Raw genomic sequence first — 23,217 nt, forward strand, 5'->3', positions numbered from 1 at the left:
CAGCCTGACGTCAGTTTTTGAAAAGGTTATGAAATGAATTTATCGAACACAGACAAGCAGTTAACCGGTGACAACACCGGTAATGAGTTCCTGGTCTTCCGCCTGGGCAAAGAAGAGTACGGCATTGAGATCCTTAAAGTGCAGGAGATCCGGGGTTACGATCGCGTCACGCGCATCGCCAACACGCCTGCCTTTATTGCCGGTGTGACCAACCTGCGCGGCGTGATTGTGCCAATTGTCGATCTGCGCGTGAAGTTTGAACTGGCTTCCGCCGAGTTTGACGACAATACGGTGGTGATCGTGCTGAGCCTCGACAGCGGTCGCGTGGTCGGGATTGTGGTTGATGGCGTTTCCGATGTGCTGGCGCTCAATGCCGCGCAGATCAAACCCGCGCCGGAATATACCGTTACGCTCTCCACGCAGTATCTGCTGGGTCTTGGCTCGCTCGATGAGCGCATGCTGATTCTGGTGGATATTGAAAAGCTGCTGAACAGCGAAGAGATGGAGCTGATTGAACGCGTGACCGAGACCTCTTTTAACTAATTTTGTTTTACTTTTAATACGCGCTGTACCTTACAGGCCTTTCCCTTACGGGAAAGGCTTTTTTTGTTCACGCTAACCTGCGATAAACTTTTTTTTGCCTTTTCGCAACGTGATCACCAGGTGATATAAACCCGAATCGTTCTGCCCACTTGGCTTTTCAGATACTGGTGCATTTTGTAGACATCATTGCTGGTATTAACGTCGTCAAAGACAAAACGAACCTGATTTTCATTCGTCGCGGCGAAAGTGTAAGCCCGGAAGTCATGAGACAGGTCATAAACAGTATCACCAAGTAAGATCTGTATTCCTGCAACATTAAGTTCATCCACTAGTTGCTCATCACTTTCAAGAGTGTTGGTAGTAAAGAATATGGCGAATTGGCATTTAGCGGGGGTGAGTTCGGGTAAGTACCATGCATGTAAACTCACGACATTAGCAATCGACTCAGGTGCTTGAATAATAGATGTATAACCTGTAACTCCATATTCCTCACCATCCGGAGGATGAAAAGCCCCAACCTCCATATCAAATATCACTTTCCAGTTATCGCCAGGTTCACCAACCCCACCAACCCCGCTCCAGTCCATTGCTTCCATATCCTCGTGCGTCGCAACCCAGGGAACAAAATCCTGTTGCGCATTGCATAATTCGATATTAGGCAAGAAGTTAAATGCCGTACCCACGGCGATACCTGCCACCGCGCGCCAGTCATTTTCAACCACCACCTGTTCTGTTAAGCCTGGATTTCTGACGAGGTACATTCCTGCATCATTCCATACGCTTCTGCTGACCCGGTTACCGGCCTAAAGCTGTAACATCGCCCATGCGAATGAACCTTCTGGTGCGGTTAAATCTGCCATCGCTACTCTCCTTTAAACGGAATATAAAAAAGAGAGCCAGCGCGGAAATGAAAGAGAGATGAAGGTTCTGATAACGCGTTTAGTCAACGCAATGCAGGGCGGTTTATTACTGATAGAAAGGCGTGTTAAATCGCAGGCAATAAAAAACCCGCCCAGGCGAATGGGCGGGTGGGTAAAAAGCAGGCCGCAGCCTGCCGGAAACACCAGAAATTAACGCAGCAGAGACAGTACGTTCTGCGGAACCTGGTTAGCCTGGGCCAGTACGGTAGTACCAGCAGACTGCAGGATGTTCGCGCGGCTCATTTCAGAAACTTCAGAAGCGAAGTCCGCATCCAGAATACGAGAGCGAGACTGAGACAGGTTGTTAACGGTGTTGTTCAGGTTGCTGATAACAGAAGCGAAACGGTTCTGTACCGCACCCAGACCAGAACGCAGTTCGTCAACCTGAGCCAGCGCGTCGTCAACTTTACCCAGCGGATCATCAGTTGCCGGAGTAGTAGAAACGGCTTTACCCTGAGTAATCGTACCATTTTTGCTGACTTCTGCTTCAGTCAGGTTGCCGTTGGCATTCTGCAGGTAGTAGTTACCTTCGCCATCGGTTACCAGGTCATCGGTAATAGCACCCTTGTTGGCAGCAACGGTCATCTCAACGCTGGAACCCATGGTGTCTTTACCCATGGTCACACCAGTGGTGGTCGCAGGAGTTGCGGAGTCGAAAGTCAGGCCATCACCAGCAGCGTTCATGGTTGCTTCAAAGTAGTCAGAACCAGACTGAACGTATACTTTGCCATCATCGCCTTTAACAACAGCGTCAACGGTCGCAGTACCTTTGCTATCAACTACGTTGCTGCCGTCAGATTTGATTTTAAGGTCTACGTTTACATCAGTAGTTACAGTCAGAGTTGAAGGATCAACGCCACCAGCGATGTTGAAACCGTCCATCGACAGAGTGCTGGAATCCATTTTGTTCAGTTGGATATCGATAGTCTGGCCATCGTTAGAACCAACCTGGATAGACAGGCTCTGGTCTTTGCTCAGTACTTTCACGCCGTTGAACTCAGTCTGTTCAGAGATACGGTTGATTTCAGACAGACGCGCGTCGATTTCGTCCTGGATGGACTGACGGTCAGAATCAGAGTTGGTGCCGTTCTGCGCCTGTACAGACAGACGACGGATGTTCTGCAGGTTGTCGTTGATTTCGTTCAACGCGCCTTCAGTGGTCTGCGCGATGGAGATACCGTCGTTGGCGTTACGGGAAGCCTGGCTCAGGCCGTTGATGTTAGCAGTGAAGCGGTTAGAGATTGCCTGACCTGCTGCATCGTCTTTGGCGCTGTTAATACGCAGACCAGAAGACAGACGTTCAATTGCAGTACCCAGAGAGCCCTGAGATTTATTCAGGTTGTTTTGGGCGACGAGGCTGAGGGCGTTGGTATTAATAACCTGGGACATGGGGTTTCCTTATACACAATTTACTATACAGAGTATGGTTATGCGTCATTTCGTTCGCATACTTAATAAATCGGCCTTATAAAAAATGACTAAAATATTTTGCGCGAAAAACTTTTTTATTGGCTGGGCGGTTTTTACTTTTCGAGGGGGTTTTGGTGCTATATCGTTGATATTTTATGCGTCTTCATGGGTTATGTTTTAAATTAACCGCAAAACCGCGCGTATTTTGCGTAATTACTTTTTTGTCTTTTTCCTTTGAATTTTAATGCGGTTTTCTTGCTATATAAGGAAGAGGTTTTTATTGAACGCAAAGCGATAAATTGCCGTCATTTTTGTCGCTAATTATCAGGAATGAATTTTGCTTCTTTATGTGCGGTGTTTGCCCTTTTGTAATCGGCTGGAATTGTTGAGAATAGCCAGTGAAAAGTGCGTCTTTCCTTTATAGTGCACTAAAGGTAAAAAATTCATCTTTTATTTTTCTGCGCCGATAGCTTAATAGAGAATTACCACAAATATACATTTCCGACAGGAGAAGAAATGGCTATATCATCATTAGGGGTTGGTACTGGCGGGATTGATACGGCGTCGATGCTGGATCAGCTGAAAGCGGGCGAACAAACGCGCCTGACGCCGTATACCAGCCTGAAAAGCAAGTACGACTCGCAAATTTCGGCCTGGGGCCAGATTTCCAGCCTGCTGTCGAACTTACAAAAAAGCGTCACCACCATGGGCGGCGATGCGTTCAATAAAATGACCGTTAGCGCCAACGAAGCGTTTTCCGCTGTTGCGGGCAGCGGCGCACAAGCCGATAGCCACTCGGTGACGATTTCGCAGCTCGCCGCCGCGCATAAACTGAAAACGCAGCCGCAGGCCAGCGCGGATACCGCGCTCGGTACCAGCACATCGGGCGGTACGCGCACCATCACCATCACGCAGAACGATGGTAAAACGATGGACGTTGAGCTGAAAGATGATGAAACCTCGCTGAACCAGATTGCGAAAGCGATCAATAAAGAGAAAGGCGATGTGAGCGCATCCGTTCAGCGTACCGATGACGGCTATCAACTGGTACTGAGCTCGAAAACAACCGGTTCAGACGGGAAGATGAGCGTGAAAGTTGATGGCGACGCCTCGCTTGCCGGGGTGCTGGATACTTCAAACGGCGGTCAGCATATTGATGCTCAGGGCCAGGTCGTTAACGACCCAGGTATGAGTGACAACATGATCTCCGTTTCGGATGCGCAGGACGCGAAATTGCGCGTCGACGGTTCCGACTACACGCGTTCAACCAACAACATCAATGACATCATTGATGGCGTGACGCTGAACCTGAAAAAAGTGTCGGAAAACGGTGCTTCTGAGCAGCTCACGCTGACCAACGATACCTCGGCAATCAAAACCAGCCTGCAAGATTTTGTTAAGCAATACAACGCATTGCTGGATAAAACCACCTCGGCCAGTAAATATGTCGCTGCCGATACTTCCGGCCTTGGCGATGAAGATGTTGCCACGCAGAGTTCGAAAAGCGGCGCGCTGATGGGCGATTCCACCCTGCGCGGGCTGGTGAGCGAAATCCGTTCCACCGTGAATGGTGTGTACGGTGATGCGGATGCGACCTACGGTTCGCTGGCGGATCTCGGTATTTCAATTGATGCCCAGACCGGCCAGATGACGCTGAACGAAGATACGCTGGATGAAGCGATTGCCGACAACCCGGAACAGATTGCGAACATGTTCTCCGGTCGTGGTACCAGCGAAGGGCTGGCAACATCACTCGGTTCGATTCTGAAAGAGTACCTGGGCGATAGCAAAACCAAGACCGACGGTATCATCGATACCGCGACCGACAGCCTGGAAACTCAATCCGAAATCGCGCAAACGCAGATCGACAAAACGCAGAAGCTGATTGATGCCCAGGTTGAACGTTATCGTGTCCAGTTCCAGAATCTGGACTCCATGATGTCGAATCTCAACAGCATGAGCAGCCAACTGACGTCTCTGCTTTCCACCCTTTAATTTTTGTTACCAGCAGGCCTTTGCCGGCCTGCTTTCAGGAGCCGCATATGTATGCATCTCAGGGCACTCACGCCTATGCGCAGGTATCGTTGCAAAGCAAATTGTCTGGCGCGACACCACACCAATTAATTTCCATGCTGTTTGATGGCGCGCACAGCGCTATTTTGCAGGCCTCAATCTATTTTGAAAAAGGCAATGTTGCCCAACGCGGAAAAATGATCTCCAAAGCGATTAATATTATCGACAACGGCTTACGCGCCGCGCTCGACCATGAGAAAGGGCAGAGTATTGCCGCCGATCTCGAGCAAATGTACGAATATATGTCGCGCACCTTATTAGAAGCGAATTTGCGTAATGAACCTGAGCCGTTAAAACATGTCGACAGTCTGTTAATGAAACTGGCCGCAACCTGGAAAGAGATTGAGCCGGTACAGAAGCGAGTGCGTTATGGCTGAGAGTATTTTGCAATATTACCGTGAATTATTTGATATGAACTTAGCGATGCTGGAGATGACGAAACAGGAACGCTGGGAGGATTTCGTTGAAGTCGCAGCGGATTATGTGATTAAGAAGCAGGATATTTTAACCCATAGTACCGATGCGCTTTCGATGATGGTCAAAGAAGAATTGAAGGTACTGTTAAAAGAACTACTGGCGAATGAAGCGGAAATAACGCGTAATTTACAGGCGCGTCTCAACACCCTCAAACAGAATTTATCCTCAATACATCGTGGTGCCCGGTGCAGCCAGCTTTACTCCCAACATCAAGCCCCTTCACTGCATTAATCTTCCCCCAAAGGCTAGCGGAACATTATTTGTCCGCATAGCCTTTTGTTTTTTCTTATTAGCGATAATTCACGGTTAATTGATTACGTACGACGTTGAGCGCCGGCTGTAGCTGGCCGAGGCTGTTGACGGAATAGATAAAGCGGAACTCACCGTTCGCCGCCAGCGGAACATCAATGCGACGCTCGCCTGCAAGGGCGGGCAGCGGAACGCATTTATCGATGCGGCAAAGCTTAATCACCAGCCCCGGCGGGGGAGGGGAGAGCAGCGTAACGCGCCATGAAATACGCACAATGCGCGCTGAAGGGGAAAGGGATTCCGGGGCGAAAAGCGGGCGACCACGCAGTAACTGCTTACCGGTGGTGACGCTGCCGCCAGCGGATGTGGCGCTCCAGGCACCCGTCGTTGGTGCGGACGCCGCAGGGGATGTCTGCAGCGCCATAAGAAGTAATACCAGAGATTTCATTGAGTTGTGCCAGTTGCTGCTGTTGTTTGTGCGGACGCCGCAGGGGATACCTGCGGCGTCAGAAGAGGGAATACCAGGGATTTCATTAATGGGTGCCAATGACCGCCGTCATTTGCACGGTTTTGTTGTTGCTGATCTCCAGCGTCGACAACACCGCCAACTGCGGGAACGCACGACGCAGGAAACGCGACACCATGGTGCGCAGCGCCGGGTTGACCAACACCACTGGCGAAACGCCGAGCGACTGCTGTTCGGTAATGGCGCGATCGGCCTGACGCATCAGGTTTTCGGCAATGCCCGGCTCAATTGCGCTACCGCTTTGCAGGGACTGGATCAACAGTTTTTCCAGCGAGGTATCCAGGCCAATCACTTTGATGTCATCGTCGTTGCGGAACCACTGCGCGGTAATCGCGCGGCCCAGGCGAATACGCACCTGCGAAGTCAGCTCATCCGGATCGTTTTGCACCGGCGCATATTCAGCAAGCGTATCGATGATGGTACGCATATCGCGGATAGAAACGCGTTCAGAGAGCAGGTTCTGCAACACTTTATGGAACAGTGTTACGGAAATCACCCCAGGAATTAAGTCTTCCACCAGCTTCGGCATCTCTTTGGTGATGCGGTCGAGCAACTGCTGCGTTTCCTGGCGGCTGAACAATTCATCCGTATGCAGGGTGATCAAATGGTTCAGATGCGTGGCGATGACCGAGCTTGGATCAACCACGGTAAAGCCCTGAATCTGCGCCTGTTCACGTAATACTTCATCAATCCAGCAGGCGGGCAGGCCAAACGCCGGATCGACACACGGCGTACCGGGCAGTTCACCTTCAGCATAACCAGGGTTAATGGCCATCCAGCGCTCCGGCTCCATCGTGCCACTGCCGATTTCAACGCCTTTAAGTAGAATGCGGTAATCGCCAGGCGCCAGATCGAGGTTGTCGCGAATATGGATCGCCGGTGGCAAAAAGCCCATCTCCTGCGCGAATTTCTTACGGATACCGCGCACGCGCACCAGCAGTTGTCCATCCTGGTCGCTATCCACCAGCGGGATCAGGCGATAGCCCACTTCCAGACCCAGCACATCTTCCATTTCAACATCTGCCCACGAAGCTTCCGCAGTGGCCTGATCGTTGGCGGCCAGCGCGCTGGCGCTGTCTTTATCTTCGCTCACGGCGCTGCGACGAACAGGGTTTTTCATTTCGCGACCGCGTAGCCACCAGGCAAGACCCATCAACACGGCGGTGAACATCAGGAACACCAGGTTTGGCATGCCAGGGATCAGCCCCAGCAGCCCAATCACCGCGCCGGAAAGCAGCATCACGCGCGGGTTGTTAAACAACTGGCTGACCATCTGTTCCCCGATATCTTCATCGTTGGAAACACGGGTCACAATCACACCGGCGGCGGTGGAGATGATCAGCGCCGGGATCTGCGCGACAAGACCGTCACCGATAGTCAGCAACGTGTAGGTTTCACCCGCTTCTCCCACGCTTAAGCCATGCTGCATAACGCCGATGATCAAACCGCCGACCACGTTAATCGCCATGATCAGCAGCCCGGCGATGGCATCGCCGCGCACGAATTTACTGGCACCGTCCATCGAACCGTAAAAATCAGATTCCTGGGTCACTTCGCTACGGCGGCGTTTTGCCTCCGCTTCTCCAATGATCCCGGCGTTAAGATCGGCATCAATCGCCATCTGCTTGCCAGGCATCCCGTCCAGTACAAAACGCGCGCCCACTTCGGCGATACGTCCGGCACCTTTGGTGATAACCATAAAGTTGATGATGATCAGAATGGCGAACACCACGATACCAATGGCGAAGTTGCCGCCGACCAGGAAGTGACCGAAAGCTTCAACCACCCGTCCCGCTGCGGAGGCGCCGGTGTGGCCTTCCATCAAAATGATACGCGTGGAGGCAATGTTCAGCGCGAGGCGGAGCAGAGTTGAAAACAGCAACACCGTCGGGAACGCGGAGAACTCGAGGGTTTTCTGCGTAAACATCGCCACCATTAATATCATCAGGGACAGCACGATATTAAAGGTGAACAGGGTATCCAGCAGAAACGCCGGCAGCGGCAGTACCATCATTGCCAGAATCAGCATGATCAGCACCGGGCCTGCCATGATTTGCCACTGTGTATCTTTCAACGCGGGTAAGCGTAATTTGCTGGCGATATTAGCCATCAGTTTGAACTCTCATGTACAAAATCCATCGACTCAGGAACCGCGAGATCCCTGGGCTGCTTCGGCGGAACGCCGCCGTTGTTGCGCCATCTACGCAGGCCATAAACCCAGGCCAACACTTCTGCGACGGCGCTATAAAGCTCGCCTGGGATCTGTTCGCCAATTTCGCAATGGCGATAGAGCGCACGGGCAAGCGGTGGTGCTTCGAGCATAGGGATGCGGTGTTGCGCGCCCAGCTCGCGAATTTTTAAGGCAATCTCGCCGGCGCCTTTTGCCAGCACGACCGGCGCACCCATTCCGCCTTCTTTATAAGAGAGGGCGACAGAGTAGTGCGTCGGGTTATTAACGATGACATCCGCTTGTGGGATATCGCTCATCATTCGGTTTTGCGCCGCCGCACGCTGCATCTGTTTAATGCGGCTCTTAATGTGCGGATCGCCTTCACTCTGTTTAAATTCGTCGCGGATCTCCTGACGGCTCATCCGCAGCTTTTTCAGGTTGCTGGTTATCTGATAAAAGACGTCGTAACCCACAACCGGTAACAGGAAAAAAATCACCATCATCAGGCAATCCAGCGTCATGCTCATGGCATGCGCGATGGCCATCGGCAGTGCTTCATTAACTAATTGAATAAAATGCACTTTATTTTTGTAGAGATAGAGCGCGAAGGCGCACGCGACCAGTACGACCTTCAGGCACCCTTTGAGCATTTCTGATAACACTTGGGCTGAAAACAGGCGTTTGAACCCTGCAAGCGGCGAGATCCGCTTGAGATCGAGCTTCAGCGATTTGCCGCTCAGGTTGACGCCGCCCAGCAATATGGGCGATACGATCCCGGTGACAAACAACCCCAGCAAAATGGGCAGCAGCGCGCTGCTCATCATTTCCAGCAAGTAACGGGCCTGGTGGAACATGGACTGTTCATCCATCACCGACAATCGGTTGAGCACCAGGCCGGTTCGCAGCAGCTCCAGCAAATGCCGGGCGAACTGCGAGCCGCCAGAGAGCAGAAGCGCCCACCCGGCCAGCAACATCAGCAGCGAGCTCAGCTCTTTCGAGCGAGGGATCTGCCCCTCTTCACGCGCTTTCTGTTTTCGCTGGGGTGTGGGTTCTTCTGTTTTTTCTACATCACTCTCTTCTGACATAATTTGCTCAGCGGCGCGGCGAACCGCGCACCGTTAGAAACCCAGGCTGTCAAGCAGGTCGTCGACCTGATCTTGTGACGCCATCACACCGGCTTTGCTGTTATCGATCTGCGGGCCATTGACCAGCATGGCGGCTGTTTTTGCTTCCGCTTCCGCCTCTTTCTCCTCCTGAAGAGATTCCGGCACGTAAGCCAGCAGCACCTGAATCAGCTCTTTTTCGACCAATTCGATAAGCGACATCATGCGGCGGATCACCTGGCCGGTAAGATCCTGAAAATCCTGTGCCATCATGATTTCCATCAGCTGGTCGTTGGTCTGACGAGCAATGGCTGGTGCCTGCAGGAGGAACTGACGCGTGTCGGTCACCAGCGTTTTCGCGATCGGTAATTCAACCGGATCGGCGAACCACTCATCCCAGCGGGCGGTTAATGCTTCTGCTTGCTCCGTGATCGCCTCCTGCTGCGGGCGGGCTTCTTCCACGCAGGTCAGTACGCGTTCAGCCGCCTGCGCGGTTTTCGCGACCACGTAGTTCAGGCGTTCTCGTGTATCGGGGATCGCGTCTGCCGCTTCAACAATGGTGCGGTCCAGACCTAAGTCGACCAGGCTGTCGCGCAGCAAGCGCGTCAGTTGCCCAACCCGGGAGAAGATGTCTTTGAAATCGTCTTCTGGCTGTGTATTTTCTAAGCCACTCATCGGTTACCACCCGATTTTTTCAAAGATTTTGTTCAGCTTTTCTTCCAGCGTTGCGGCGGTGAAAGGTTTCACGACATAACCGCTGGCACCCGCCTGCGCGGCCGCGATGATGTTCTCTTTCTTAGCCTCTGCGGTAACCATCAGCACGGGCATTTTGTTTAAATTCGCGTCGGCGCGGATTTCCGTCAGCAGTTGTAAGCCATCCATGTTTGGCATGTTCCAGTCGCTGATGACGAAATCAAAGGCATCTGCGCGCAGCTTGTTCAGCGCGTCCAGGCCATCTTCGGCTTCTTCAACACGGTTAAAGCCGAGGTCTTTCAACAGATTGCGTACAATGCGGCGCATTGTGGCGAAATCATCGACAACGAGAAAACGTAAATTTTTGTCTGCCATTGTTTTTTCCTGAATAAAAGGGATTGAAATAAATGATTAAATCCTGCGCGCCTGACCGGCAGAACGGTGAAGAATTTGCTGGCTGATTTGCTCAAGATCGACGGTTTCGCAGGCGGCATTGAGCGCGATAGCTTCACGCGGCATACCGAACACCACGCAGCTGCGTTCGCTTTGCGCAATGGTCCATGCACCCGCCTGGCGCATCGCCAGCATCCCGGCTGCGCCGTCGCTGCCCATCCCCGTCAAAATAACGCCAATGGCGTTTTTCCCCGCGCTTCGCGCCACCGAGTGAAACAGCGAATCGACAGAGGGGCGGTGGCGGTTGATCGGCAAATTATCATTCAGCGCGACGTGGTAGTTCGCACCGCTGCGCGTCAGCTCCATATGAAAAGCACCTGGCGCGATGTAGACGTGGCCAGGAAGAATGCGCTCGCCGTCTTCTGCTTCTTTCACCGACATCGGGCACAGATGATCCAGCCGGTTGGCAAACGAGCGGGTAAAGCCAGGCGGCATATGTTGTGCAATGACAATGGCCGGGCTTGTCGGCGGCATCGGTTCCAGCAGCTGACGCAGCGCCTCCGTTCCCCCCGTGGAGGAGCCAATGGCGATGATTTTTTCGCTGCCCACCAACGGGGCTTTAATCACGCGAGGCGGTGCCACTTTTGTTTCGCTGCGACGGATGCGCGCTTTGGCCGCCATGCGGATTTTGTCGGCAATCATGTCGCTGTATTGCGCCATGCCTTCCTGTAAGCCCATTTGTGGTTTGGTAATAAAGTCCACCGCCCCAAGCTCCAGTGCGCTGAGCGTAATATCGGAGCCTTTGCTGGTGAGAGATGACAGCATCACCACCGGCATCGGGCGCAGGCGCATCAGCCTTTCCAGAAACTCCAGCCCGTCCATGCGCGGCATTTCGACATCCAGCGTCAGCACATCCGGATTGTGTTGCTTGATCAGATCGCGCGCGACAATCGGGTCCAGCGCCGTGGCGACCATCTCCATATCCGGCTGCTCATTAACGATATGCGTCATGATCTTGCGGATCAGTGACGAGTCATCAATACACAACACCTTGATTTTTCTCATTGCTTTTGATCTCCAAGGCGGTAGACAGACTGCCCGAGCAGACGAAATGGGCTGGTTAAATTTTGAAAATGTTCCGAGTGGCCAACAAAGAGCAGCCCGCCGGGTTTCAGCATTTTCGCGAAGCGCTGCAGCAGCTTCTCCTGGGTGTTTTGATCGAAATAAATCATCACGTTACGGCAAAAAATGGCATCGAAAGGCGCGGGAATATCCCACTGCGCATTAATCAGATTGAGTTGGCGAAACTGCACGGTGCTGCGAAGTTCACTTTTGATTTTCACTCTGCTTTGATGCTCGCCAGTCCCGCGCAAAAACCAGGTGCGCTTTTGCTGTTCGGTCAGGTTGTCGATATCACTTAACCGGTAAACACCGAGGCTGGCTTTCTCCAGTACATCGGTATCAATATCGGTGGCCAGCACTCGCGGGCCGGTAATGCTGCGCCCCAGCGTCTCTTCCAGCGTCATCGCGATTGACCACGGCTCTTCGCCGGTTGAAGCGGCTGCGCACCAGACGTTGTACATTCCGCTTCTGGACTGGGCATGCCGGGCCAGCGTCGGAAAGTGATACGCCTCGCGGAAAAAAGAAGTCAGGTTAGTGGTCAGGGCATTCACAAATACCTGCCACTCGTCACTGCCTGGATTCGCCACCAGTCGATCGGTGTAATCCTCAAAACCTTTTAAATTCAGCTCGCGCAGACGACGGGAGAGACGGTTATAAACCATGTCGCGTTTTTGCGCGGTGAGGACAATACCCGCGCGCTGGTATATCAATTTGCTGATTTTTTCTAATTCACTCTCGGTCAGCACAATGGGTGCTTGTGGAGTGTTCGGAGTAATGGAATGCATATTTTTCTGACAACCAATAATAATATTGACGGTAATTCACTGGTTTATTGCGCACACACGTATCCGCAAATGATGAGTGACTCATCACCCGACAAATGCGTGTGTGCTATTAAATCTTAATAAGAAATATCCAGGATGATTCGGGTGTGAAAAATAGCAACCATATTTCCGGGGTAATCGGCATTAAGATAATACTTAGCGGTTATACCGGCATATTCATAATGTCTTGATAAGCATTTACTAATTTGTTGCGTACCTGAATACCAAGATTTAATGCCAGCGATGATTTTTGCATTGAAACCATCACATCGTTTAAGCCAATACCTTCCACACCGGACAGATAAGCCTGTGACTGGGTTTTAGCGGTGGTCTGCATTTGGCTAATATTGTTAATACTGTTAAATAAAATATCAGAGAATTGTGACTTACTCTCGACATTACGATTTGTAGTAAAAGGGTTCAGCGCTGACGCGTCTGAGACTTTTCTGGCCTGGGACTGAATCTGATCCAGTACCCCACCTATTGCATTCATAGACATAGAAAACAACCTTAGTAGTAATTAGCCGTAAGCTTATCATGTGGCGCGAAAAACGGCATAACCTGAATAGCTGACACAAATTTCACCTTTTTACCACTTAGAAAATGGCCTGTTTTGTAGATAATACTCAACCAGGAATTCCCTTGGGAAATACTTTTGCGTTTACTTATTTCATACCAAATGAGGCGAGCCGTAATGCTCTTTAATTTTTATTGCGGCGATCACTTTTACAGGACATTGGCATGACTGCCACGACCCAAAGCAGTAACAAGAAAAGCAGTGTCGATATTAAGGCACTGTTTGATAATATTCGGCTTAATCCCCGGATGATATTTTTCATTGCCGCCGCAGCTGCTATTTCAATAGTGATTGCACTGCTGTTCTGGGCTAAAGAGCCAGACTACCGTGTCCTGTACAGCAATATTAGCGAGCAGGATGGTGGGGCGATCGTCACTCAACTGAAACAGATGCAGATACCGTACCGCTTTGCGGATCGTGACGGTTCTATTCAGATACCCGCTGAACAGGTGTATGAAGTGCGTCTCAAATTGGCCCAGCAGGGGCTGCCGAAAGGTGGCGCAGTGGGCTTTGAACTGCTTGATCAGGAAAAATTTGGCATCAGCCAGTTTAACGAACAAGTGAACTTCCAGCGTGCGCTGGAGGGCGAGCTTTCGCGCACCATCGAAACGCTTGGCCCGGTAAATACCGCACGGGTTCATTTGGCGATGCCGAAGCCGTCCCTGTTTCTGCAGGATCAGAAGCAACCTTCTGCGTCGGTGACGCTGGCGCTGATCAGCGGCAGAACGCTGGATGCCGGGCAGGTGAGCGCGATCTCGTACATGATCTCCAGCGCCGTGCCGGGCCTCAGCGCCGATCGCGTGACGATTGTCGATCAAAGCGGACATCTGATGACGCAGAGCGGCGAGCAGGCGACGCAGACCACGCAGCTCAAATACACGCGCAAAATTGAAGCGGAATACCAGAATCGCATTCAGGCCATCCTCGCACCGATTGTCGGCGCGCAAAACGTCAGAACGCAGGTAACCGCGCAGGTTGACTTCACGCAGCACGAACAAACGGCGGAGCAGTACCAGCCTAACAGCCGCCCGGAAGATATGGCTATTCGCAGCCGCCAGAGCAGTAACGCTGAGCAAGGTGGTAAGAATGCGGTGGGTGGCGTGCCGGGTGCGTTAAGTAACCAGCCGCCAGCAGAAGTCTCCGCACCGATTGTGCAACCGGCAGCGCCGCAAGCCAATGGGCAAGGTGCGACCAACGCGAATGCGAACGCAACGGTGACACCCGCTGCGCCTGCGACGCCGTACAACAAGCAGAGCGATGAAACCACCAACTATGAAGTGGACAAAACGCTCACTCATATCAAGCGCAGCACCGGTACGGTGGAACGTCTCTCTGTTGCGGTGGTGGTGAACTATGCGCCAGGCGCAGACGGTAAAAGCGCCGCGCTTAGCAAAGATAAGCTCGACCAGATCAACGCGCTGGTGAAAGAAGTGATGGGCTACTCCGACAAACGCGGCGATACGCTGAATGTCGTGAACACCCCGTTCAGCGCTGAGGCTGATGAACCGCCGGTTCCGCTGTGGAAACAGCCTGAAGTCATCAAACTGATGATGTCTGGCGCCCGTTATCTGTTTGTGTTGCTGATCGCCTGGATCCTGTGGCGTAAAGCGGTGCAACCGTTCTGGACGCGCCATCAGGATATGCTGTTGCAGCGTATGGAGATGGAAAAAGAGGCGCGCCAGGCCGAGCTGGATGAGCAAATCCGTAAACGTCAGAGCGCGGAAATGGCGAAAGCACAGCAGCGCGTTGAGGCGGAACAAGGCGCGCAGCAACTGCGTGAAATGGCCGATCAAGAACCGCAGGTTATCGCGCTGGTTCTTCGCCAATGGTTGAATAAGGAGCAGAAGTCGTCATGAACGCCGCCCAGAGAAGCGCCATAGTCATGCTGACGCTCGGTGACGAGCGTGCAGCCGAAGTGTTTAAGCACTTGAATACCCATGAAGTTACATCAATCAGTAGCGCCATGGTTCATATCGGCAGCTATACCCACGATCAACTGGGCGCGGTGATGAAAGAGTTCCGCCGCGATTCGGGTGAGTTTGCCGTGATGGATGTGAATACCAACGAATACCTGCGCAGTGCGCTGGTGAAAGCGTTGGGTGAAGAGCGGGCGAATGCGCTGCTTGAAGATCTGCTGGAAAACAATGATGAGCGTAACGGTATTGAAACGCTCAACTTTATGGAGCCGCAGATGGTCTTTGACCTCATCCGCGATGAGCATCCGCAGATTATTGCCACCATCCTTGTGCATCTGAAACGCAGCCAGGCAGCCGATCTGCTGGCGAAATTCGATGAGCGCGAACGTAACGACATCATGCTGCGTATCGCCACCTTCGGCGGTGTTCAGCCGGTAGCGTTGCAGGAGTTGACCGAAGTGCTGAACAACTTGCTACACGGTCAGAACATCAAGCGCAACAAGATGGGCGGTGTACGTCCTGCGGCGGAGATCCTCAACATGATGAAATCCCACCAGGAAGACGCGGCTATCGAAGCGGTGCGCGAATACGACCAGGAACTGGCGCAGAAGATCATCGACGAGATGTTCCTGTTCGAAAACCTTGTCGAAATGGAAGATCGCAGTATCCAGCGTATTTTGCAGGAAGTGGATAACGAATCCCTGCTGGTGGCACTGAAAGGCGTGGAAGACGCGTTGCGCGATAAGTTCTTCCGCAATATGTCCAAACGTCAGGCCGATATTATGCGTGACGATTTGAATTCCCGTGGCCCTGTCCGTATGTCGCAAGTCGAAAACGAGCAGAAAGCGATCCTGTTGATTGTCCGTCGTCTGGCGGAAACTGGCGAAATCGTGCTGGGTGGAGGCGACGATGTCTACGTCTAAAAAACAGTGGCAGTCGTGGCAGCCGGAAAATTTACTGCAGGAGTCATTCGCCCAGGATAGCGAACTGCGCGAGGTCGTTCCGGCAAGCGATCCGGCGACAGAAGCCGCGATGCAGGTAGAGTTGTCGCGTCTGCGCAAACAGGCTGAGCAAAAAGGCTTTGCCCAGGGGCAGACGCAGGGGCTGGAAGCAGGCAAAAAACAGGGCTACGAAGACGGTTTTGCGCAAGGCCGGGAAGAGGGCGCGGCGCAGGGCGCGGCGGACTACCTTCAGCAACAGCAGAAGCAGACGGATGATTTCGCCCAACTGTTTGATAACGTCAAGATAACCTTCGACAGCCTCGACAGCGTGATGCCTGCGCGTCTGGTGCAGGTCGCCCTGATGGCGGCGCGCAGCTTGTTGGGCGAAAGCGTGGTGTCGACCGCGACCAACGCCTGGCTGATGACCCGTATTCAGCAACTGCTGCATGAAGACACGTTGCAGCAAGGCAATGTGCAACTGTGGGTCAGCGCCGAGGAGTCTGCCGCTGTGCAGGAGATGTTGGGTTCGGTGCTGGAAACACGTGGCTGGGAATTGCGTACCGATGCGCAAATGTTGCCGGGCGGTTGTCGTCTCACCACCGACGGCGGCGAGCTGGACGCCACCACGGAAACCCGCTGGAACGAGCTGTGTAACCTGAGTCGTGAGGACTTCGCGTTATGACCATCCGGTTAAAAAATTGGCTTGATGGCATTGACCTGCGCGAGCACAAAATGGCGGAACTGCCGCTGTTTCGCCGTTATGGTCGGCTGACACGCGCGACCGGGCTGGTGATGGAAGCTGTCGGTCTGAAATTACCGATCGGCACGCTTTGCATCGTTGAACGCGAGAGCGAAACGGGCATCCAGCGCGTAGAAAGCGAAGTGGTGGGATTCAATGCCGAAACCCTCTATTTGATGCCGCTGGAAAACGTCGAAGGCGTGCTGCCTGGCGCCAGAGTGTATGCCTTTGGGAACAACGTCAAAGGCAAACTGCTGCCGCTGGGACCGGAATTACTCGGCCGCGTGCTGGATGCCAGTGCGCGTCCACTTGATGGCCTGCCAGCGCCGGGTTCGACTGACCGTGGGGCGTTATTTACCGCGCCGTTTAACCCGCTGCAGCGCGATCCGATTAAAAACGTGCTTGATGTCGGGGTTCGTGCGATCAACGGCTTACTGACCGTTGGCCGTGGCCAGCGTATGGGGCTGTTTGCTGGTTCCGGCGTCGGGAAAAGTGTGTTGCTGGGCATGATGGCGCGCTTCACCAAAGCGGACGTCATTGTCGTCGGGTTGATTGGCGAGCGCGGCCGCGAGGTGAAGGACTTTATCGAGAACATTCTCGGTAAAGAGGGGCTTAAACGTTCCGTCGTCATCGCCGCACCAGCGGATGTGTCGCCGATCCTGCGTATGCAGGGCGCGGTCTATTGCACGCGTATCGCCGAGGATTTTCGCGATCGCGGCCTCGACGTGCTGCTGATTATGGACTCCTTAACCCGCTACGCGATGGCGCAGCGCGAAATTGCGCTCGCCATTGGCGAACCGCCCGCGACCAAAGGCTACCCGCCATCGGTTTTCGCCAAGCTACCCGCGCTGGTGGAACGTGCCGGTAACGGCACCAAAGGCGGCGGTTCGATCACCGCGTTTTATACCGTGTTGACGGAAGGGGATGACCAGCAGGATCCGATTGCCGATTCGGCGCGTGCGATCCTCGACGGCCATATTGTGCTCTCGCGCAGGCTGGCGGAATCGGGCCACTACCCGGCGATTGATATCGAAGCCTCGATAAGCCGCGCGATGACCGAACTTATCGAACCGGTGCACTACAAAAAGGTGCAGCGCTTTAAACAGATGCTTTCGTCTTACCAGCGTAACCGCGATCTGGTGAGCGTGGGGGCGTATGCGGCAGGCAGCGATCCTTTACTGGATCAGGCCATTAGCCTCTACCCCAACATGGAGCATTACCTTCATCAGGGGATTCATGAATCCTGTGACTATCCGACCTCCTGCGCGGCGCTTTCTGCGCTGTTTCCGGATACCGGGGCGAACTAATGCGGATAGCGCGTAATGGCCAGCCATAACCCAATGGATGTACTGCGTGAGCTGGCGGAAAAGAAGCTCAATGACACGACGGTACGGCTCGGCAGCGCTCGCCAGGCGCATGTCCAGGAGACCTCCCGCCTGGAACAGTTGCGCACTTACTCGCAAGAATACCGCCAGCAAATGCAAACAACGCTGACGCAAAGCTGCGTTTCAATCATGGCGCTACAGACACAGCAGCGTTTTTTAACCTCTCTGGATGGGGTGGTTGAGCAACAGGTCAGGCGGGTTTCCGCCAGCCAGTTTGCCGTGGATAACGTGCAGGATGCCTGGAAAAAAGATAAGCAGCGGCTGAATGCTTTTGAAGCGCTGAAAAACCGTGCTGAAGCCCAGCGATTGTTAAAAGAGAACCGGCTGGAACAAAAGCTGATGGATGAGTTTGCCCGTCGCGCCAGCCAAAGGAATATATAAGATGATTATCAGACCTTCAAACCCTACTCCCGCAAGCGATAGCGGACGCCAGACGGCATCCACGTCATCCGCGCAGGAAGAGGGCGAGTTTTCTTCCGCGCTGAAAAAACAGCTGGCGGCAGAACAACCCGCAAAAACCGACAACAAAGCGCCTGCGCAGGAAGGGAATAAAAAACCTGCGGACAAAAAAGACGAGCCGTCAGACGACGCCCGTCTGGCGCAGCCTGCGACGCTGGCTATCGATCCGCTGGCGCAAGTGGCGAAGACAATAGCGTTGCCTGCGGAAATGACCACCGCAGATGCGCTGCTTGCCCAGGGTGAACAGGCCGCGCAACCGGCGTTGGCAGATCTGGCGGCTTTACCGCAGAACGCGATTGAGCCTGCACTTGCTGCAACACCGGCAAACGCACTTACACCGGCCGCAGTGGCGACCGACATTCAACCTGCTGACCCATTAGCACAGGTGACTTTCTCCGCTGTTCTTGGTGAGAAAGTGCAAACCCCGCTGACAGCCGCAACGGAGCGCGCACCCGCGACCGGAAAAGGGCAGGGGATAACGGCTGCGCTTCACTCGCCTGCACCGCTTGCGGATAAAGCCGTTGAGGGCAGCGAATCTCGTTTGCCAGCCACGGACACTGCGCAGCTAACGGGCAATGGGCAAACCCAGGCAGCGCCTGCGAGTGAGAGTTTTGCGACGGCGTTACATGCAGTGAAAGCTGGCGAACCAGTACCGCAACTGAGTGCGATTTCTCACGCGGCACCCGTTACGGCACCGTCAACAACGCCCGCGTTAGCGTCTCCGGCGATGGCGACTGGCACCTTACAGGCGGAGGTTGGCACACCCGCGTGGCAGCAATCGTTGGGGCAGCAGATCGCGGTATTTACCCGTAATGGCGTTCACCATGCGGAGCTGCGCCTGCATCCTGAGGAGTTGGGGGCGTTACAAATCAGCCTGCGTGTGAATAACGATCAAGCCCAGGTCCATTTCGTTTCGGAGAGCCATCAGGTGCGCTCGGCGCTGGAATCAGCGATACCGAACCTGCGCACTATGCTGGAAGAGTCCGGTATTTCGCTTGGACAGAGCAGCGTTGGCGCAGACACCTCCTCTTCGGCGGGAGAGACGACATCGGGCAATGCCTCCGGGCAAGGAAAGTCTGATCCAGAACAAGGTGAAGGGGCTATTTCGCTGGAAGAAGAGAGCCCAACACGCTCGCACATCATGCATTATTCCCGCGGAATCAATACGTTCGCTTGATACGAATGCGCTAAATGGCAAGGTGCTGACAGTAATTTCAGTTTATCAGGGAATTGTCCTGCATGGGTGCTGTATTAAAATAACGGCATCCAGCAGGTTATCTGTCTTAAGTATGATTCCTGATTTATTTTTAATTACAGAGTTATTCATCAAATGCCGAAGAAGAAACAAGCCGCCCAGAGTGGGAAAAAAAGCCCGCTGTTGGTTTTACTCATTTTGTTAATTCTTATTGGTATGTGCGCTGGTGGCGCTTATGCCTATATGGAAATTAACAAACTCAAAACGCAAGTTGCTAATGGGAACAACGGTAAAACCCCTGCCGCACCCGTTGAGCAAGTAGAGCCGGTATATTTGGACCTGGATACCTTTACGGTCAGTCTAAAACCAGACGCCCAGGAAAATGATCGCATTCTGTATATTGGCCTGACGTTGAAAGTTAAAGATACCGCAACGAAAGCGATACTGGAAAAACATCTTCCTGAAGTTCGCAGTAATTTGTTAGTGCTTTTTTCTCAACAAACAGCGGCTGAATTAGTCGATGATAAGGCGAAAGAAACGTTGGCATTAAAAGTAAAAGATGCGGTTAACGTATCGCTTGCTGGTCAGCCTCAACCGATGGTGACAAACGTCCTGTTTAATGCATTCATTTTACGGTAACTATTATGTCGGACAGCATTTTATCACAGGACGAGATCGATAATCTTTTGAATGGCGGCCCTGGCGGCGAAGAGAAAAATAGCGCAGAAACGGCGATTTCCTCAGCAGAAGATAATATCAAACCTTATGATCCCAATACGCAGCGTCGGGTTATTCGTGAACGTTTATATTCTCTGGAAATTATTAATGAACGTTTTGCGCGACAGTTTCGTATCGGTTTATTTAACATTTTGCGTCGTAGCCCGGATGTTACTGCCGGAAACATTAAAATTCAGCCGTACCATGAATTTGCCCGCAATTTGCCGGTGATGACGAGTCTGAATCTGATTAACATGCATCCGCTGCGCGGCACGGCACTGTTCGTCTTTTCGCCCAACCTGGTGTTTACCGCGGTGGATAACCTTTTTGGCGGCGACGGTCGTTTCCCGACAAAGGCCGATGGTCGCGAATTTACGCCCACAGAACAGCGTATTATCCAGCGTATGTTGGCCATGGCGCGCGAAGCATATGATTACGCCTGGACATCTATTTATAAGATCAAAACAGAGTTTGTCCGTTCTGAATTGCAGGTGAAGTTCACCAATATCACGTCGTCACCGAATGATATTGTGGTGACCACGCCGTTTCAGGTGGATATCGGTTCGCACAGCGGTGAATTACAAATTTGTATTCCGTTTAGCATTATCGAACCGATTCGCGAGTTGTTGACCAACCCGCCGCTGGAAAACTCACAGCACGAAAACAATCAGTGGCGTAGCGCGCTCGCTTCGCAAATGCGTGATACCGAACTGGAATTGGTGGTGAAATTCGCTGAGATTTCTACCCGCTTGTCCAGAATTATGAGCCTGAAACCTGACGATATTATTCCATTGGAAAAGCCTGAAGACATTGGCGGGTTTGTTAACGATGTGCCGGTCATGTCCGGTAAATATGGCAGCGCCAATAATCAGTATGCCATCCAGGTGGAAAATTTGATGAATTCAACATTATTAGCCTTAAAGAAGGAGTGACCAACGAATGAGTGATATGGAACTTGAATCGGGGTCAAATAAATCCTCGCTTAACGACCTTTGGGGCGACGCGATGAGCGAACAAATGAACGAAAATAGTGCCGAGCTGCAAGCTACGGTGAAAGACGATGTGATGGTTAATTTTTCGGAAGATTTAAATTTGGTGCTCGACATTCCGGTCAAAATGACCGTGGAACTGGGGCGCACAAAAATGACCATCAAAGAGTTATTAAGACTCAGCCCAGGCGCCATTGTTTCCCTTGAAGGGTTAGCCGGTGAGCCGCTGGATATTTTGATTAACGGTTACTTAATTGCCCAAGGTGAAGTGGTCGTCGTTTCGGATAAATTCGGTATTCGTATCACCGATATTATTACGCCTTCCGAACGTATGCACCGCCTGAGCAGATAATGAATACCCCATCACTTAATACCGTTCAGCCCGTTGCCGGCGGGCCTGCCGTGGCTCCGGTCTCTATTGGCAATGTTGTTGGCGCGCTGGCGCTTGTGCTGTTGCTGATTGTGGCGGTTGCCTGGATCTGCCGTCGCACTGGCGTTGCTTCACGAATGGTAAAGGGAAATAGCATTCTGTCGGTAAAACACACCCAGTCCCTTGGCGCGAGGCAGCGTCTGGTGGTTGTCGAAGTGGATGACAAATGGTTGTTGCTGGGCGTGACGCAGGAAAATATTACTAACCTGATGACGATGGAGAAAAAAGCGGACGCTGAGCCGATTCAGGCTGCGCCGTTTGCTGCCAGTCTTCAGGCGGCTTTAGTGAATCGCATTACCCGGCATAAAGGTGAGGGCAAAAAATGAAACGCAACACTCGCCTGTTACCGGGAATGCTTGGCTCTGGAATAGCGCTTGCCGGGATTTTCTTTCCCGCCGGGCTGACCTGGGCGGCCGGTAGCGACATCATGCTTAGCCATTCAGCGAATGGAGAGAGCTGGTCACTGCCGGTACAAACGCTGGTTTTAATGACATCGCTGACGTTTTTGCCCGCGATATTGCTGATGATGACGGGGTTCACCCGCATTGTGATTGTGCTCGGGCTGCTGCGAAACGCCCTTGGCACCGCCAGTACGCCACCTAACCAGGTGCTGCTGGGACTGGCGCTGTTTTTGACGTTTTTCGTCATGTCTCCGGTGTTGAACCGTATTTACGACGAAGCGTGGGTTCCGCTCTCGCAGGATAAGATTTCGATGGAAGTCGCGTTACAAAAAGGGTCGCAACCCTTGCGCGCCTTCATGCTTAAACAGACCCGTGAAGGGGATCTGGCGCTCTTTTCCCGCATCGCGAAAGCAGAGCAGTTTAATACTGCCGACGATGTGCCAATGAGCATTCTGGTGCCTGCGTTTGTGACCAGCGAACTGAAAACCGGTTTCCAGATCGGCTTTACGATGTTCATTCCTTTTTTGATTATCGACCTGGTGGTGGCAAGTGTGCTGATGGCATTGGGGATGATGATGGTGCCTCCGGCAACGATTTCCCTGCCTTTTAAGCTGATGCTGTTTGTCCTGGTGGATGGCTGGCAGCTGGTTATCGGTTCCCTGGCGCAAAGCTTTTTTAGTTAGAGAGAAGAAGATGACCCCTGAAAGTGTCATGTCGCTTGGTTTCCAGGCGACGAAAGTCGGGCTGTTTATTGCCACACCATTATTGTTAGCCGCGCTGGCAGCGGGTTTGATTGTCAGTATTTTGCAGGCGTCGACGCAGATCAACGAAATGACGCTCTCATTCATTCCGAAGATCCTGACCATCGTGGTGGTGCTGATCGCTTGCGGGCCGTGGATGCTGTCAACGCTGGTTGACTACATGCGTGGTCTGTTCAGTAGCCTGCCCTATATCATCCGTTAAGT

25 protein-coding genes and 1 pseudogene are annotated in these 23,217 nt (G+C 52.7%); 16 read left to right on the plus strand and 10 right to left on the minus strand.

The features are described 5' to 3' along the window. Positions 1-33: 33 nt before the first annotated feature. Positions 34-543, plus strand: coding sequence for a chemotaxis protein CheW (gene cheW / locus E0L21_RS09830; protein WP_131408963.1), 510 nt, complete (start codon positions 34-36; stop codon positions 541-543). A 113-nt stretch (positions 544-656) separates the two neighbouring features. Here cheW and E0L21_RS09835 read toward each other — a convergent pair. Continuing rightward, positions 657-1,334 (minus strand): annotated as a pseudogene (locus E0L21_RS09835) (Thoeris anti-defense Tad2 family protein); the annotation flags it as partial. Positions 1,335-1,613: 279 nt separating this feature from the next. Then, entirely contained in the window at positions 1,614-2,852 is a 1,239-nt protein-coding gene (locus E0L21_RS09840) for a FliC/FljB family flagellin (RefSeq protein ID WP_131408967.1), read from the minus strand. Between the two features lie 537 nt (positions 2,853-3,389). On the opposite strand from E0L21_RS09840, the gene fliD reads away from it, so the two are divergent. From fliD to fliT, 3 genes are read left to right on the plus strand one after another with little or no spacing between them, the layout of a single operon-like run. Next, positions 3,390-4,868 carry a flagellar filament capping protein FliD gene (fliD, locus tag E0L21_RS09845; RefSeq protein WP_131408969.1) on the plus strand — a complete coding sequence of 493 codons (1,479 nt, stop codon included), beginning with the start codon at positions 3,390-3,392 and terminating at the stop codon, positions 4,866-4,868. A gap of 47 nt (positions 4,869-4,915) precedes the next feature. Beyond that, a complete protein-coding gene (fliS, locus tag E0L21_RS09850; RefSeq protein ID WP_131408972.1) occupies positions 4,916-5,323 on the plus strand; it encodes a flagellar export chaperone FliS in 408 nt (135 codons plus the stop codon). Further along, on the plus strand, positions 5,316-5,654 hold the full coding sequence (gene fliT, locus E0L21_RS09855) for a flagellar protein FliT (protein ID WP_131408974.1): 339 nt from the start codon (positions 5,316-5,318) through the stop codon (positions 5,652-5,654). Before fliS ends, fliT begins: the two co-directional genes overlap by 8 nt. Positions 5,655-5,712: 58 nt before the next feature. Here the strand turns inward: fliT and E0L21_RS09860 are convergent, their stop codons facing one another. The 8 genes from E0L21_RS09860 to fliE all read right to left on the minus strand — a co-directional run bounded on the left by E0L21_RS09860 (position 5,713) and on the right by fliE (position 13,002). Then, a complete protein-coding gene (locus E0L21_RS09860; RefSeq protein ID WP_235855220.1) occupies positions 5,713-6,219 on the minus strand; it encodes a flagellar protein FlhE in 507 nt (168 codons plus the stop codon). After that, positions 6,206-8,308 carry a flagellar biosynthesis protein FlhA gene (flhA, locus tag E0L21_RS09865; protein WP_131408976.1) on the minus strand — a complete coding sequence of 701 codons (2,103 nt, stop codon included), beginning with the start codon at positions 8,306-8,308 and terminating at the stop codon, positions 6,206-6,208. The genes E0L21_RS09860 and flhA overlap by 14 nt, the downstream gene beginning before the upstream one ends. Further along, complete coding sequence (gene flhB, locus E0L21_RS09870) at positions 8,308-9,453, minus strand: flagellar biosynthesis protein FlhB (RefSeq protein ID WP_131408978.1); 1,146 nt, start codon at positions 9,451-9,453, stop codon at positions 8,308-8,310. Before flhB ends, flhA begins: the two co-directional genes overlap by 1 nt. A 33-nt stretch (positions 9,454-9,486) precedes the next feature. Continuing rightward, positions 9,487-10,146, minus strand: coding sequence for a protein phosphatase CheZ (gene cheZ, locus E0L21_RS09875; RefSeq protein WP_131408980.1), 660 nt, complete (start codon positions 10,144-10,146; stop codon positions 9,487-9,489). Positions 10,147-10,149: 3 nt separating this feature from the next. Further along, entirely contained in the window at positions 10,150-10,539 is a 390-nt protein-coding gene (gene cheY / locus E0L21_RS09880; protein WP_020454839.1) for a chemotaxis response regulator CheY, read from the minus strand. Between the two features lie 36 nt (positions 10,540-10,575). Further along, positions 10,576-11,622 carry a protein-glutamate methylesterase/protein-glutamine glutaminase gene (locus tag E0L21_RS09885; RefSeq protein ID WP_131408982.1) on the minus strand — a complete coding sequence of 349 codons (1,047 nt, stop codon included), beginning with the start codon at positions 11,620-11,622 and terminating at the stop codon, positions 10,576-10,578. After that, a complete protein-coding gene (locus tag E0L21_RS09890) occupies positions 11,619-12,464 on the minus strand; it encodes a CheR family methyltransferase (protein ID WP_131408984.1) in 846 nt (281 codons plus the stop codon). The genes E0L21_RS09885 and E0L21_RS09890 overlap by 4 nt, the downstream gene beginning before the upstream one ends. A 202-nt stretch (positions 12,465-12,666) precedes the next feature. Continuing rightward, positions 12,667-13,002, minus strand: a complete 336-nt coding sequence (gene fliE, locus E0L21_RS09895; RefSeq protein ID WP_131408986.1) for a flagellar hook-basal body complex protein FliE — start codon at positions 13,000-13,002, stop codon at positions 12,667-12,669. Positions 13,003-13,244: 242 nt separating this feature from the next. Between fliE and fliF the strand changes: the two genes are divergently transcribed. The 12 genes from fliF to fliQ all read left to right on the plus strand — a co-directional run bounded on the left by fliF (position 13,245) and on the right by fliQ (position 23,215). Next, a complete protein-coding gene (gene fliF, locus E0L21_RS09900) occupies positions 13,245-14,936 on the plus strand; it encodes a flagellar basal-body MS-ring/collar protein FliF (RefSeq protein ID WP_131408988.1) in 1,692 nt (563 codons plus the stop codon). Beyond that, positions 14,933-15,919, plus strand: coding sequence for a flagellar motor switch protein FliG (gene fliG / locus E0L21_RS09905; RefSeq protein ID WP_131408990.1), 987 nt, complete (start codon positions 14,933-14,935; stop codon positions 15,917-15,919). The genes fliF and fliG overlap by 4 nt, the downstream gene beginning before the upstream one ends. Continuing rightward, a complete protein-coding gene (locus tag E0L21_RS09910; protein ID WP_131408992.1) occupies positions 15,906-16,619 on the plus strand; it encodes a flagellar assembly protein FliH in 714 nt (237 codons plus the stop codon). The genes fliG and E0L21_RS09910 overlap by 14 nt, the downstream gene beginning before the upstream one ends. Further along, positions 16,616-17,983, plus strand: a complete 1,368-nt coding sequence (gene fliI / locus E0L21_RS09915; RefSeq protein ID WP_131408994.1) for a flagellar protein export ATPase FliI — start codon at positions 16,616-16,618, stop codon at positions 17,981-17,983. Before E0L21_RS09910 ends, fliI begins: the two co-directional genes overlap by 4 nt. Positions 17,984-17,998: 15 nt before the next feature. Further along, on the plus strand, positions 17,999-18,442 hold the full coding sequence (fliJ, locus tag E0L21_RS09920; RefSeq protein WP_131408996.1) for a flagellar export protein FliJ: 444 nt from the start codon (positions 17,999-18,001) through the stop codon (positions 18,440-18,442). A gap of 1 nt (position 18,443) precedes the next feature. Then, a complete protein-coding gene (locus tag E0L21_RS09925; protein ID WP_235855221.1) occupies positions 18,444-19,697 on the plus strand; it encodes a flagellar hook-length control protein FliK in 1,254 nt (417 codons plus the stop codon). Between the two features lie 153 nt (positions 19,698-19,850). Further along, the gene (fliL, locus tag E0L21_RS09930; protein WP_131408998.1) at positions 19,851-20,354 is read left to right on the plus strand and encodes a flagellar basal body-associated protein FliL; all 504 of its coding nucleotides are present in this window, start codon (positions 19,851-19,853) and stop codon (positions 20,352-20,354) included. Positions 20,355-20,359: 5 nt separating this feature from the next. Next, entirely contained in the window at positions 20,360-21,364 is a 1,005-nt protein-coding gene (gene fliM, locus E0L21_RS09935) for a flagellar motor switch protein FliM (protein ID WP_131409000.1), read from the plus strand. A gap of 7 nt (positions 21,365-21,371) precedes the next feature. Continuing rightward, positions 21,372-21,773 (plus strand): flagellar motor switch protein FliN, encoded by a 402-nt coding sequence (gene fliN / locus E0L21_RS09940; RefSeq protein ID WP_131409002.1) that lies wholly within the window; start codon positions 21,372-21,374, stop codon positions 21,771-21,773. Beyond that, positions 21,773-22,177 carry a flagellar biosynthetic protein FliO gene (fliO, locus tag E0L21_RS09945; RefSeq protein ID WP_131409005.1) on the plus strand — a complete coding sequence of 135 codons (405 nt, stop codon included), beginning with the start codon at positions 21,773-21,775 and terminating at the stop codon, positions 22,175-22,177. The genes fliN and fliO overlap by 1 nt, the downstream gene beginning before the upstream one ends. Next, a complete protein-coding gene (gene fliP, locus E0L21_RS09950; protein ID WP_165501894.1) occupies positions 22,174-22,935 on the plus strand; it encodes a flagellar type III secretion system pore protein FliP in 762 nt (253 codons plus the stop codon). The genes fliO and fliP overlap by 4 nt, the downstream gene beginning before the upstream one ends. Positions 22,936-22,945: 10 nt before the next feature. Next, positions 22,946-23,215 (plus strand): flagellar biosynthesis protein FliQ, encoded by a 270-nt coding sequence (gene fliQ / locus E0L21_RS09955; protein ID WP_131409007.1) that lies wholly within the window; start codon positions 22,946-22,948, stop codon positions 23,213-23,215. The last annotated feature ends 2 nt before the right edge of the window (positions 23,216-23,217 follow it).

The sequence above is a fragment of the Kosakonia quasisacchari genome (genome assembly GCF_004331415.1).
Classification (GTDB): Bacteria; Pseudomonadota; Gammaproteobacteria; order Enterobacterales; family Enterobacteriaceae; genus Kosakonia; species Kosakonia quasisacchari.

What these genes read in the sequence shown, in the direction of transcription:
- cheW (WP_131408963.1), top strand. Translation starts at nt 34, where the DNA reads ATGAATTTATCGAACACAGACAAGCAGTTAACCGGTGACAACACCGGT.
- E0L21_RS09840 (WP_131408967.1), bottom strand. Translation starts at nt 2,852, where the DNA reads ATGTCCCAGGTTATTAATACCAACGCCCTCAGCCTCGTCGCCCAAAAC.
- fliD (WP_131408969.1), top strand. Translation starts at nt 3,390, where the DNA reads ATGGCTATATCATCATTAGGGGTTGGTACTGGCGGGATTGATACGGCG.
- fliS (WP_131408972.1), top strand. Translation starts at nt 4,916, where the DNA reads ATGTATGCATCTCAGGGCACTCACGCCTATGCGCAGGTATCGTTGCAA.
- fliT (WP_131408974.1), top strand. Translation starts at nt 5,316, where the DNA reads ATGGCTGAGAGTATTTTGCAATATTACCGTGAATTATTTGATATGAAC.
- flhA (WP_131408976.1), bottom strand. Translation starts at nt 8,308, where the DNA reads ATGGCTAATATCGCCAGCAAATTACGCTTACCCGCGTTGAAAGATACA.
- flhB (WP_131408978.1), bottom strand. Translation starts at nt 9,453, where the DNA reads ATGTCAGAAGAGAGTGATGTAGAAAAAACAGAAGAACCCACACCCCAG.
- cheZ (WP_131408980.1), bottom strand. Translation starts at nt 10,146, where the DNA reads ATGAGTGGCTTAGAAAATACACAGCCAGAAGACGATTTCAAAGACATC.
- cheY (WP_020454839.1), bottom strand. Translation starts at nt 10,539, where the DNA reads ATGGCAGACAAAAATTTACGTTTTCTCGTTGTCGATGATTTCGCCACA.
- E0L21_RS09885 (WP_131408982.1), bottom strand. Translation starts at nt 11,622, where the DNA reads ATGAGAAAAATCAAGGTGTTGTGTATTGATGACTCGTCACTGATCCGC.
- E0L21_RS09890 (WP_131408984.1), bottom strand. Translation starts at nt 12,464, where the DNA reads ATGCATTCCATTACTCCGAACACTCCACAAGCACCCATTGTGCTGACC.
- fliE (WP_131408986.1), bottom strand. Translation starts at nt 13,002, where the DNA reads ATGTCTATGAATGCAATAGGTGGGGTACTGGATCAGATTCAGTCCCAG.
- fliF (WP_131408988.1), top strand. Translation starts at nt 13,245, where the DNA reads ATGACTGCCACGACCCAAAGCAGTAACAAGAAAAGCAGTGTCGATATT.
- fliG (WP_131408990.1), top strand. Translation starts at nt 14,933, where the DNA reads ATGAACGCCGCCCAGAGAAGCGCCATAGTCATGCTGACGCTCGGTGAC.
- E0L21_RS09910 (WP_131408992.1), top strand. Translation starts at nt 15,906, where the DNA reads ATGTCTACGTCTAAAAAACAGTGGCAGTCGTGGCAGCCGGAAAATTTA.
- fliI (WP_131408994.1), top strand. Translation starts at nt 16,616, where the DNA reads ATGACCATCCGGTTAAAAAATTGGCTTGATGGCATTGACCTGCGCGAG.
- fliJ (WP_131408996.1), top strand. Translation starts at nt 17,999, where the DNA reads ATGGCCAGCCATAACCCAATGGATGTACTGCGTGAGCTGGCGGAAAAG.
- E0L21_RS09925 (WP_235855221.1), top strand. Translation starts at nt 18,444, where the DNA reads ATGATTATCAGACCTTCAAACCCTACTCCCGCAAGCGATAGCGGACGC.
- fliL (WP_131408998.1), top strand. Translation starts at nt 19,851, where the DNA reads ATGCCGAAGAAGAAACAAGCCGCCCAGAGTGGGAAAAAAAGCCCGCTG.
- fliM (WP_131409000.1), top strand. Translation starts at nt 20,360, where the DNA reads ATGTCGGACAGCATTTTATCACAGGACGAGATCGATAATCTTTTGAAT.
- fliN (WP_131409002.1), top strand. Translation starts at nt 21,372, where the DNA reads ATGAGTGATATGGAACTTGAATCGGGGTCAAATAAATCCTCGCTTAAC.
- fliO (WP_131409005.1), top strand. Translation starts at nt 21,773, where the DNA reads ATGAATACCCCATCACTTAATACCGTTCAGCCCGTTGCCGGCGGGCCT.
- fliP (WP_165501894.1), top strand. Translation starts at nt 22,174, where the DNA reads ATGAAACGCAACACTCGCCTGTTACCGGGAATGCTTGGCTCTGGAATA.
- fliQ (WP_131409007.1), top strand. Translation starts at nt 22,946, where the DNA reads ATGACCCCTGAAAGTGTCATGTCGCTTGGTTTCCAGGCGACGAAAGTC.